The organism is Acidaminococcus sp. CAG:542, assembly GCF_000437815.1.
In the GTDB taxonomy this organism is placed as follows: Bacteria; Bacillota; Negativicutes; order Acidaminococcales; family Acidaminococcaceae; genus Acidaminococcus.
In genome coordinates, this window is sequence record NZ_FR902079.1 from 1 (window position 1) to 10,021 (window position 10,021).

The following is a 10,021-nucleotide window of genomic DNA, read 5'->3' on the forward strand; positions in this document are numbered from 1 at the left end:
CTGACCGGGGCTGTTGCCAACCAGCAGCCTCTCCCCCTTGCCCCCGTCCCCCATCTGTTCTATACTAATACCCATGACCAATAGGAAAGGATGCCTGTCAATGGAAAAATACATCGATATCAATGAAAACGGCCTGAGCGTCCGGTGCAAGCTGTTCTACCAGAAGGACTTCCGGAACATCCCCAACCTGGCCATCTGCACCCACGGGTTCGGGGGCAACAAGGAGAACCATTCCGCCGCCAAGTTCGCCCAGCAGCTGATCACCAAGTACAAGGGATACGGGGCCCTGGTGTTCGACTGGCCCTGCCATGGGGCGGATGCCCGGAAGAAGCTGGTGCTGGAAGAATTCATGACCTACCTGACCCTGGTGGTGGACTATGCCCATAAAGAACTCCACGCCACCACCCTGTACAACTACTCCACCAGCTTCGGGGCCTACCTGACCTTGAAATACATGGCGGAAGTGGGGAATCCCTTTAAAAAGGTGGCCCTCCGGTGCCCGGGGATCCACATGGCCCAGCTGGTGAAGAACTACCTGTCCCCGGAAGAAATGGAAAAGCTGGAAAAGGGCAAGGAAGTCCAGGTGGGCTACGAACGGAAGATGAAAATGGACAAACAGTTCGTGGAAGACCTGGAAAAATCCGATGTGCAGAAGTACGAATACTTCGACTGGGCCGATGACATGCTGATCCTCCACGGGACCAAGGACAAGCTGGCCCCCATCGAGGATTCCCGGGAATTTGCGGAAAACAACGTGATCACCTTCATCCCGGTGGAAAATGCCAACCACACCTTCTCGGATCCCAAGACCAGCGATTTCGCCGCCCATACCATAGTAGAATTCTTCGGACCGGACACAAAAAAAGAGGACTGACTTTCGTCAGTCCTCTTTTTTTGTCTCAAACAAGGCTTCCACAAACTGCTGGGGATCGAAGGGGCGGAAATCCATCATCCCTTCTCCCACGCCGATCCATTTCACATCCAGCCCCAGTTCTTCCTTGATGGCGATCACCACGCCTCCCTTGGCGGTGCCGTCCAGCTTGGTAAGCACCACCCCGGTCACATGGGCAGTTTCCAGGAAGATCTTGGCCTGGCTGATGGCGTTCTGGCCGGTGGTGGCGTCCAGCACCAGCAAGGTCTCATGAGGCCCGTCGGGGATCTCTTTCCGAATCACCCGGTAGATCTTGTCCAGCTCCTTCATGAGATTGGTTTTGTTGTGGAGCCGTCCGGCGGTATCCACGAACAGCACATCCGCCTTCCGGGCAATGGCTGCCTGGACCCCGTCGTACACCACTGCCGCCGGGTCCGCACCGTCCCCGTGGGCGATCACGTCCACCTGGGCCTTCTTCCCCCAGATCTGGAGCTGTTCCGTAGCCCCGGCCCGGAAGGTGTCCGCAGCGCACATCATCACCTTGTAGCCCATCAGCCGGTAATAGTTGCTGAGCTTGCCGATGGTGGTGGTCTTCCCCACCCCGTTCACCCCCACCACCAGCACAATGGAGGGATGGCCTTTGAACCGCATCCGGGGCCCGTTGGTCTTCAGCAGGTCCGCAATGTAGTTTTTCAGGAAGGGCAGGGCCTCTGCCGGGGATTTGATCTGCCGGGTGGCAGCGGCCTTCCGAAGGGCGGCCATGATCTTTTCCGTGGTCTTGATCCCCACGTCCCCGGCCACCAGGATCATCTCCATCTCATCCATGAAGTCCTCGTCCAGGTCCACACTGGCCCCCACCAGGTCCTCCATCCGTTCGGTGAAGTTTTTCCGGGTCTTGCTGAGCCCGTCTTTCAATTGTTCCATAAAACTCATGATTCGGCTACCTCCGATAATTTCACAGACAGCACCCGGGACACCCCGGATTCTTCCATGGTGACACCGTGGAGCACGTCCGCGGCTTCCATGGTCCCCTTCCGGTGGGTGATCACGATGAACTGGGTCTTCTGTCCGTATGCTTTCAGGAATTGGGCAAAACGGTCGATGTTGGTTTCATCCAGAGGGGCGTCGATTTCGTCCAAAATTACAAACGGCGCCGGCTGGTAGGTCAACAGGGCAAAGAGCAGGGCGATCACGGTGAGCGCCCGTTCTCCCCCGGAAAACAGGGACAGGTTCCGCATCTTTTTTCCTGGTGGCTGGGCCTCGATGTCGATGCCCGATTCCAGGAGATTCTTCTCATCCAGGATTCGCAGCCGGGCCCGTCCCCCGCCGAACAGCTTCTCGTAACAGTCGGCGAAATACCCGTTGATCTTGGCGAAGGCCTCCCGGAACCGGCGGGTCATGTCGCTGTTGATGCCGCTGATCACCGTTTCCAGCCGGTCCCGGGCCTGGACCATGTCCTCATACTGCTTCTTCAAAAAGTCGTACCGGTCTTTGGCCGCCCGGTATTCCTCCTGGGCCGCCTGGTTCACCGGTCCCAGGTCCGCCAGTTCCCGGGCCGCCCGGGCTTCCCGTTCCTTCAGTTCCCCTTCGGGCAGGTCATCGGGAAGGGCTTCCTGCCGGGCGGTTTCCTCCGTGAGCCCGTAGGCTTCCTGGAGCTGCTGCCGGCAGTGTTCCCCTTCTGCCGCCTTCTTTACCTGGTCCATTTCGCTGTTGTGGATCTTCTGGCGGAGGCTGGCCTCCTGGCCCTGGAAGATCACCCCCTGCTGGGTCAGCTCCTGGCGTTTCTGCAGCAGGGCTTCCCGTTCTTCCAGGAATTTCTGCCGGGCCCCGTCGCTGCCGGCCAGTTCCTGTTCCAGGGCGGAAATCTGCCCGCCCAGTTTATCCAGGGCCTTTTCACAGCTGCCGATGGTCTGTTCCAGCTGCCGGGATTCCTCTTCTCCCCGGGTGATCTCTTCCTGGGTTTTCTGGCCCATCCGGTCCATGGACTGGATCCGGTCGTTCAGGGCCTGGAGCTGGCTTTCCCCGGCATTTACGGCAATCAGGGCATCCTGGTGCCGGCGGGCGGCCCCTTCCAGTTTCGTCCGCTGTTCCACCAGCCCGTCGCTGAGGGCCTGGGCCGCTTTTTTCCCTTCCACATCGGCATTTTCCAGTTGTTCCACCTGGGGTGCCAGTTCCTTCACCTGCTGCTGGAGTTCCAGAAAAGCCTCCGCCCCCTGGCGTTTTTCCGCCAGGAGCAGTTCCAGGTTCTCCTGCTGGCGTTTTTTCTGGGTTTCTTCCTGCTGGACCCGGGCGGACGCCCCGGCCTTTTCCACTGCGATTTTCTGGAGGGCATCCAGGGCCTCCTGGCGCTTCTCCTTTACCCGGCGTCCCTTGTCCGCCAGGCCGTCCAGAGCCTGTTGGAACTCCTTCCCGGCGGTTTCCAGCTGGACTGTTTCTTCCGTAAGACGGCGGATCTCCTGCTTCCGGGACAGGAAGCTTTTCCCCTGCTGTTTCTGGCCCCCGCTGAGGGAGCCTCCGGCGTAGACCACGTCCCCTTCCAGGGTCACGATCCGCACCCGCATATCCGCCTTCCGGGCCGCTGCCAGGGCATGGTCCAGATTGTCCGCCACCAGCACCTGTCCCAGCAGGAACCGGACCGCCGGCTGGAGGGCAGGATCGCACCGGACCAGATCCCCGGCGATGCCGATGATCCCCGGACACCCCAGGGCCGCTTTTTCCCGGGCGCCCAGGGCCCGGGGCCGGAGGGTATCCAGAGGCAGGAAGGTGGCCCGTCCCCCCTGGACCTTTTTCAGATGGGCAATGGCTGCCTGGGCCGTGGGGGCATCCTGGGTGATGATGTTCTGGAGGGCACCCCCCAGGGCGGTTTCCAGGGCCGTCACATAGGCATCCTCCACAGTGAACAGCTCCGCCACCACACCGCAGATTCTTTCCCGGAAGGGTGCCCGGGCCTCCAGCACCGTCCGGACCCCTTTGCTGAACCCTTCATGCTCCCGCTCCATGGCGGCCAGCACCTGGAGCCGTGCCTTTTTCTGGTTCAGGGTCCGCCGGTTCTGTTCCAGGGCCCCTTCCTGTTCCCGGTAGGCCCGGATGCTCTGTTCCAGGGCCCCGTTCAGCTGCCGGGCGGTTTCTTCCAGCTGCTGTTTCCGGTCTTCCAGGGTTTCCAGACTGTCCTTTTCCCCCTGGAGGGCGGCGGTCACTTCCTGGAGAGCCTCTTCCGCCTCCCGGACCTTTTCCTTCAGGCTTTCCTGCTGCCGGTGGATCCGGTCCTGTTCCTGGCGGACCCCTGCCAGTTTGTTCCGGGTCATCACCAGGGTCCGCATGCTGTCAAAGGCCTGTTCCTGCCAGGCCTTCAGTTTTTCTTCCCCCTGCCGGACGGTTTCCGTCAGGGTCTCCTTTTCAGCGGCGGCGCTTTCCAGGAGCTTTTTGGCCCGGTACTGGGTTTCTTCCAGCCGGTCGTATTCCTCCGTCACCAGGTCCAGGTTCTCCTGGTTCCGGGCCAGTTCCTCTTCCAGGGCGGACCGGTTTTTGGCCAATTGGTCCATCCGGTTCCGGCTCTGCTGGATCCGTTCCTCCTGGACCGCCTTCTGGCTCCGGTACCCGGCGGCTTCCTTTTCCCGGGCCAGGATCTGTTCCTGGTAGGCGCTGTAGGCGTTTTCCCGTTCCTGGAGCTGCTGTTCCAGGGCTTCCTGCTGTTTGCCCAGGGCCCCGGACAGTTCCGCCAGTTCCTTCAGCTGGTTTTCCAGCAGAGTGAGTTTTTCCGTGAGCCGGGCCTTTTCTTTTTCCAGAGAAGCCAGCTGGCCCAGCAGCCGGGTCACCTTCACCTGCCGGAGCCGGGCGCTGATGGCTTCATACTGCCGGGCTTTTTCCGCTGCTGCTTCCAGGGGCACCAGCTGGTTTTCGATCTCGCTCTGGATATCGTGGATCCGCAGCAGGTTGGCTGCCGTGTCGTCCAGTTTCCGGAGGGCTTCCTTCTTCCGGATCCGGTACTTGGCGATCCCCGCCGCTTCCTCGAAAATGGCCCGCCGGTCTTCCGGACGGCTGTTGAGGATCTCGTCGATCTTGTTCTGGCCGATGATGGACAGGGACCCCCGTCCCAGCCCGGTATCCGCCAGAAGGGACACCACGTCCTTCAGCCGGCAGTTCTTCCCGTTGATGGAATATTCGCTGTCCCCGCTCCGGAACACCCGGCGCTGGAGGCTCACCTCGTCGAATTCCACCGGCAGGGTGTGGTCCGTGTTGTCGAACACCAGGTCCACTTCCGCCATGCCCATGGGACGTCGGCCGCTGCTGCCGGCGAAGATCACGTCCTCCATTTTGGTGCCCCGGAGGTACTTTACGCTCTGTTCCCCCATGACCCACCGGATGGCGTCTGAAATGTTGCTTTTGCCGCTGCCGTTGGGGCCCACAATGGCGGTGATCCCCGGCTCGAATTCGATATTTACTTTGTCTGCAAAGGATTTGAACCCATGGGCTGAGAAACTTTTTAAACGCACGGCAGTCCCTTCTTATCCCTGGATGTCGGACAGGGCCACTTCGTCGCTGCCGTCGATTTCCGTCAGGGACACATCCACGGTCTCACTGTTGCTGGTGGGCACGTTCTTCCCCACATAGTCCGCCCGGATGGGCAGTTCCTTGTGGCCCCGGTCCACCATCACCGCCAGCTGGATGGCCTTGGGCCGGCCCATGTCGATAAGGGCGTCCAGGGCGCTGCGGATGGTCCGGCCGGTGAACAGCACATCGTCCACCAGGATCACCGTCTTTCCGTTCAGGTCGAAATCGATGTCCGTTTCACTGATCACCGGGTTGTACCCCAGGGTGGACAGATCGTCCCGGTACAGGGTGATGTCCAAGGAGCCCACCGGCAGCTTCACGCCCTCGATGGCTTCGATTTCCTGCCCCAGCCGGTTGGCCAGAGGCACTCCCCGGGTGCGGATTCCCACCAGGGCCACATTGTCCACCCCTTTGTTCCGTTCCACGATCTCGTGGGAGATCCGGACCAGGGCCCGGCGCATGGCATCGGCATCCATAATGGTTTTTTTCTTCACAGAAACGCTCATGTTACTTCCTCCTTGTCAATGGAACTGCCCGTTCCGGAGACGGGTCAGGATGGTCTGCATATCAGCCGGCACCGGGGCAGTGAAGGTCATCCACTCTCCGGTCCGGGGATGGCGGAAGGTCAGCTGCTCCGAATGGAGGGCCTGTCCGCTGATGGAAAAGCAGGTCTTCTGGGGGGCGTATTTGGGATCCCCTACCAGAGGGTGGCCGATATAGGTCATGTGGACCCGGATCTGATGGGTCCGGCCGGTCAGGAGCCGGCAGCGGACCACGGTGAATTTTCCGTACCGCTCCAGCACCTCATAATCAGTAGCCGCCCAGCGGCCCCCTGCAGGCACCACCGCCATCTTCTTCCGGTCCCGGGGATCCCGGTCCAGCTGGGTCTCGATGTGCCCATGGTCCTCTTTCACGTTCCCCCGGACAATGGCCAGGTAGGTCCGTTTGGCTTCCTTTTTCTGGATCTGCTCCGCCAGGGACTGGTGGGCCAAATCGTTCTTGGCGCAGATCATCACCCCGCTGGTGTCCTTGTCCAGCCGGTGGACGATCCCCGGCCGGATCACCCCGTTGATCCCGGAAAGGTCCCTGCAGTGGTACAGCAGGGCGTTCACCAGCGTCCCGTCCGGGTTCCCCGCCGCCGGGTGGACCACCATCCCCCGGGGCTTGTTCACCACGATCACATCCTCATCTTCATAGAGGATGTCCAGGGGGATGTTCTCCGGTTTGGCCGCCAGATCCACCGGCGAGGGCACCAGCACCTGGAACACATCCCCTTCTTTCACTTTGGTATTGGCCTTGGCCGGTTTCCCCTGCCGGGTCACCCGGCCTTCCTGGATGTCATGCTGGACGGCGGACCGGGTGCAGTCCAGCCGGGCGGCCAGGAACACGTCGGTTCGGAGGCCCTTTTCTTCCGGCCCCGCCGGTTCTGTTACGATCAGACGGCTCCCGTCCCCGGTTTGTCCTTGGGTTCCGGTTGCCGGGTTTTCCCGGTTTCGTTCTCCAGCATACTCCATACGATCAGCCCCACTCCCACACAGATAAAGATATCGGCCACGTTGAACACCGGCCAGAAATGAAAGTCCACAAAATCGATCACATACCCGGTGGCGATCCGGTCGATCAGGTTCCCCAGGGCGCCTCCCAGGAACAGTCCCGTCCCCAGCCGGGCCTTGGGTCCCTCCCGGTGGATGTGGTCCCGGAAATAGAAGACGGCGCCTGCCGCCAGAAGGGTGATCACCACAAAGAAAACCCGCTGGTATTCCAGCAGGCCGAAAGCCGCCCCCGGGTTCAGCACATAGGTGCAGCTCACCACCCCGGGAATCACCGGGAAGCTCATCCCGACGGTCATGGTATGGGTAATGAAAAATTTGGTGATCCGGTCCAGCAGGACCACCAGGAAAATCTGGATGAGCATCCGCGTTCACGGCTCCTTTATTTTGGTATAAAAAAAGAAAGAGCCCTACAATGCCGTACCAATTCCGAGTTTTGAACCTGCCTAAGCAGGTGGGTGCCCTCCCTGTCATATCTGATGTCCCCTCGAAAGGGCATATCATCAACGGCCGGAGTTCACGGGCTCCCTTATAGAGAGTGTTGGCTCAAAACATATGGAATTCGACTCGCACATCGGAGGGTTGCTCTTTTATCTGTATTATACCGCCTGAACCTTATATTGTCCAGTGTTTTCCCTATCCCTTTATTTTCTCCAGGATTTGTTCCGGTCGGTCGATGAGGGCAGTGGGCCGGAGGGCTGCCAGTTCGTCCCTGTCCCGGAACCCCCAGGTCACCAGGAAGCAGTCCATCCCCACATTGTCCGCCGTCATTTTGTCCACTTCTGAATCCCCCACATACACCGCCTGGTCTTTGGGAATCCCCAGTTCCTCCAGAGCCCGGACCACCGTATCCGGAGCCGGCTTCCGGCGGACTCCCTGGCTTTCCCCCATGGCCACTTTCATGGTTTCCGGAAAATACCGGTCCCGGAGAGACAGCACCGCCGGATGGGCCTTGTTGGACACAATGGCCAGCTTCACCCCCAGGTCCTGGAGCTCTTTCAGCAGTTCCGGGATCCCTTCATAGGGCCGGGTGGCCTCATTGCAGTGCTTCAGATAATAGGCCCGGAAATCCTGGAACACCCGCTGGAATTTGTTCTCGTCCTCCTGGGGCAGGGATTTCCGCAGCAGGTTCTCCAAGCCGTTTCCCAGGGCCCGGCGCACCTGGAGCCTGGTCCTGGGGGCACAGCCGTATTCCCGGCAGGCCTCGTTCACGCTGTTCCACAGATCCGTCAGGGTATCCAGCAGGGTCCCATCCAGATCAAACACCACCGCCTGATATTTCACGTTATGCACACTCCTTGGTTTTGTTCATCGTTTATCGTGGATCGTTCATCGCTCATCGTTCGTCGTTGTTCAAAGCCAGCCTTGCCGGCTTTCGACCGCCGCTGACCGTTGACCGATTGTCCCCCACAGGGAAGATGATACCACATCCTGCCAAACTATGATACAATAAAAGGACCAAACAGAAGGAGAGTGCATTCCATGAAAATACTGCGTTCTTTGTTCCTGACTGCCGTGCTGGTGGTCAGCGGAATCTTCACCGCTTTTGCCTCCCCGGAAGCCCCTACGGATCAGGAAGTGATCCAGGCCTTCCAGGAAGCCAACACCGTCTATGAATGGTTCGAACATCATCCCCTGGAAACCGATGGGAAGGAAAAGAAGGACACCGGGTACATGATCTACTACACGGTGGCGGACAAGAATTATCCCACCATGATGGCCTTAAAGACCAAGGTCAACGAATGCTTCACCGAAGCCCTGGCCGGTTTCATCATCAGCGACAGCCGGATGTACCGGGAATTCGACGGAAAACTGTACGTGGCTCCCAGTGCCAAAGCCCGGGACCTGCGGAAAGGGACCTCCACCATCAACATCCTGCGGGAATCCCCCACCCGGATCAACCTGGAAGTATCCACTCCCATGATGGAAGACCCGGCCCACGGCAAAACCAACATAGTGGAAACCAGAAAGACCATTTTCCCCTATGTAAAGACCCTGAAGGGATGGAGATTCTCCTATTTTGAATCGCTGGAATAAAAAAAGAAAGGCTGTTGCCAACGCAACAGTCTTTCTTTTTTTATGATATTGGTGCGGCTGACAGGGCTTGAACCTGCACGTCTTGGACACCAGATCCTAAATCTGGCGCGTCTGCCAATTCCGCCACAGCCGCATTTGGGTATAAAAAAATGGTGATCCACCCGGGACTCGAACCCGGGACACCCTGATTAAAAGTCAGGTGCTCTACCAACTGAGCTAGTGAATCACTTGGCTGGGGCAGCTGGACTCGAACCAACGCATGCGGGAGTCAAAGTCCCGTGCCTTACCGACTTGGCTATGCCCCAAAAAGGTAAAAAAAAAGGTGGGGTGGATAGTGGGGATCGAACCCACGCGTGCCGGAGCCACAATCCGGTGTGTTAACCGCTTCACCATATCCACCATATTACCTTGCCGCCATCCGACGACTCACTTATTCTAGCATAGGAAAGCGAAAAATGTCAACAACTTTTTTTCACTTTCTTATGCTTTTTTCAATCGATGCCTGCCAGGCTCCGGTGAGCCAGCCCCACGCCCAGTTCGTTCAGGTTCAGGACCCCCACACTCATGTACACCGCCACACAAAGGTGCTCCCCGTACCGGGCCACTCCGATTTTGCCCCCTACATTGAAGCCGATGGCCTTGTCCATCATCTGTTCCAGGGCTTCATGGGCCGCCCCGGCCACCGTGCCTGCTCCCACATGGGTGTCGGTGACGATGTTCTGCCGTTCCGAGGCCACCACCGCCCGTTCCACGATTTTCTTGATGGAAGGCAGGAACTCTCCTCCAAAATCTACAGCCGCCGCCCGGAACCCCTGTTCCCGGAGCCGCTCCTTCAGCCGGTCCTCTTCTTCCCGGGTGGCCGTCAGCGCCATCCGCAAAGCCGCCCGTCCCACATCGATACTGGCAATGGGTCTGTTCATACTCTCACATCCCTTTCCTGCAAATCTACTCCACCATTATACCAAAGAATCCCTTGTCAGGGAATGGCAGGGCTGTTAGAATGAGAAACGAC

The 10,021-nt window shown here is 59.2% G+C and carries 9 protein-coding genes, 4 tRNA genes and 1 other RNA gene; 2 read left to right on the forward strand and 12 right to left on the reverse strand.

What is annotated here, in order from left to right:
- Positions 1-100: 100 nt before the first annotated feature.
- Complete coding sequence (locus QVO43_RS06410) at positions 101-874, forward strand: alpha/beta hydrolase family protein (protein WP_022487719.1); 774 nt, start codon at positions 101-103, stop codon at positions 872-874.
- Positions 875-880: 6 nt separating this feature from the next.
- Here QVO43_RS06410 and ftsY read toward each other — a convergent pair whose 3' ends face one another.
- From ftsY to QVO43_RS06445, 7 genes are all read right to left on the reverse strand, one after another.
- Positions 881-1,804 carry a signal recognition particle-docking protein FtsY gene (gene ftsY, locus QVO43_RS06415; RefSeq protein ID WP_022487720.1) on the reverse strand — a complete coding sequence of 308 codons (924 nt, stop codon included), beginning with the start codon at positions 1,802-1,804 and terminating at the stop codon, positions 881-883.
- Positions 1,801-5,364, reverse strand: a complete 3,564-nt coding sequence (gene smc, locus QVO43_RS06420) for a chromosome segregation protein SMC (protein WP_022487721.1) — start codon at positions 5,362-5,364, stop codon at positions 1,801-1,803. Before smc ends, ftsY begins: the two co-directional genes overlap by 4 nt.
- Before the next feature lie 12 nt (positions 5,365-5,376).
- Entirely contained in the window at positions 5,377-5,928 is a 552-nt protein-coding gene (gene pyrR, locus QVO43_RS06425; RefSeq protein WP_022487722.1) for a bifunctional pyr operon transcriptional regulator/uracil phosphoribosyltransferase PyrR, read from the reverse strand.
- A 15-nt stretch (positions 5,929-5,943) separates the two neighbouring features.
- Positions 5,944-6,936, reverse strand: a complete 993-nt coding sequence (locus QVO43_RS06430) for an RluA family pseudouridine synthase (protein WP_288174646.1) — start codon at positions 6,934-6,936, stop codon at positions 5,944-5,946.
- Positions 6,858-7,337: a signal peptidase II gene (lspA, locus tag QVO43_RS06435; RefSeq protein ID WP_022487724.1), complete on the reverse strand. Its 480-nt coding sequence runs from the start codon at positions 7,335-7,337 to the stop codon at positions 6,858-6,860. Before lspA ends, QVO43_RS06430 begins: the two co-directional genes overlap by 79 nt.
- A 38-nt stretch (positions 7,338-7,375) precedes the next feature.
- Positions 7,376-7,558, reverse strand: a non-coding RNA gene (gene ssrS / locus QVO43_RS06440) — 6S RNA.
- Positions 7,559-7,608: 50 nt separating this feature from the next.
- The gene (locus tag QVO43_RS06445) at positions 7,609-8,265 is read right to left on the reverse strand and encodes an HAD family hydrolase (protein ID WP_288174648.1); all 657 of its coding nucleotides are present in this window, start codon (positions 8,263-8,265) and stop codon (positions 7,609-7,611) included.
- Between the two features lie 189 nt (positions 8,266-8,454).
- Between QVO43_RS06445 and QVO43_RS06450 the strand changes: the two genes are divergently transcribed.
- Complete coding sequence (locus QVO43_RS06450; protein ID WP_022487726.1) at positions 8,455-9,009, forward strand: hypothetical protein; 555 nt, start codon at positions 8,455-8,457, stop codon at positions 9,007-9,009.
- Between the two features lie 49 nt (positions 9,010-9,058).
- Here the strand turns inward: QVO43_RS06450 and QVO43_RS06455 are convergent.
- The 5 genes from QVO43_RS06455 to QVO43_RS06475 all read right to left on the reverse strand — a co-directional run bounded on the left by QVO43_RS06455 (position 9,059) and on the right by QVO43_RS06475 (position 9,929).
- Positions 9,059-9,142: transfer RNA gene (locus QVO43_RS06455), tRNA-Leu, on the reverse strand.
- A gap of 17 nt (positions 9,143-9,159) precedes the next feature.
- A tRNA-Lys gene (locus QVO43_RS06460) sits at positions 9,160-9,235 on the reverse strand.
- 3 nt (positions 9,236-9,238) lie between these two features.
- Positions 9,239-9,314: transfer RNA gene (locus tag QVO43_RS06465), tRNA-Gln, on the reverse strand.
- 18 nt (positions 9,315-9,332) lie between these two features.
- Positions 9,333-9,408, reverse strand: a tRNA-His gene (locus tag QVO43_RS06470).
- A gap of 92 nt (positions 9,409-9,500) precedes the next feature.
- Positions 9,501-9,929 (reverse strand): HutP family protein, encoded by a 429-nt coding sequence (locus QVO43_RS06475; protein WP_022487727.1) that lies wholly within the window; start codon positions 9,927-9,929, stop codon positions 9,501-9,503.
- Between the last annotated feature and the right edge of the window lie 92 nt (positions 9,930-10,021).

Bases quoted from the DNA above. Each gene is read 5' to 3' on its own strand.
- QVO43_RS06410 (WP_022487719.1), top strand. From the start codon at position 101: ATGGAAAAATACATCGATATCAATGAAAACGGCCTGAGCGTCCGGTGC.
- ftsY (WP_022487720.1), bottom strand. From the start codon at position 1,804: ATGAGTTTTATGGAACAATTGAAAGACGGGCTCAGCAAGACCCGGAAA.
- pyrR (WP_022487722.1), bottom strand. From the start codon at position 5,928: ATGAGCGTTTCTGTGAAGAAAAAAACCATTATGGATGCCGATGCCATG.
- QVO43_RS06430 (WP_288174646.1), bottom strand. From the start codon at position 6,936: ATGGAGTATGCTGGAGAACGAAACCGGGAAAACCCGGCAACCGGAACC.
- lspA (WP_022487724.1), bottom strand. From the start codon at position 7,337: ATGCTCATCCAGATTTTCCTGGTGGTCCTGCTGGACCGGATCACCAAA.
- QVO43_RS06450 (WP_022487726.1), top strand. From the start codon at position 8,455: ATGAAAATACTGCGTTCTTTGTTCCTGACTGCCGTGCTGGTGGTCAGC.
- QVO43_RS06475 (WP_022487727.1), bottom strand. From the start codon at position 9,929: ATGAACAGACCCATTGCCAGTATCGATGTGGGACGGGCGGCTTTGCGG.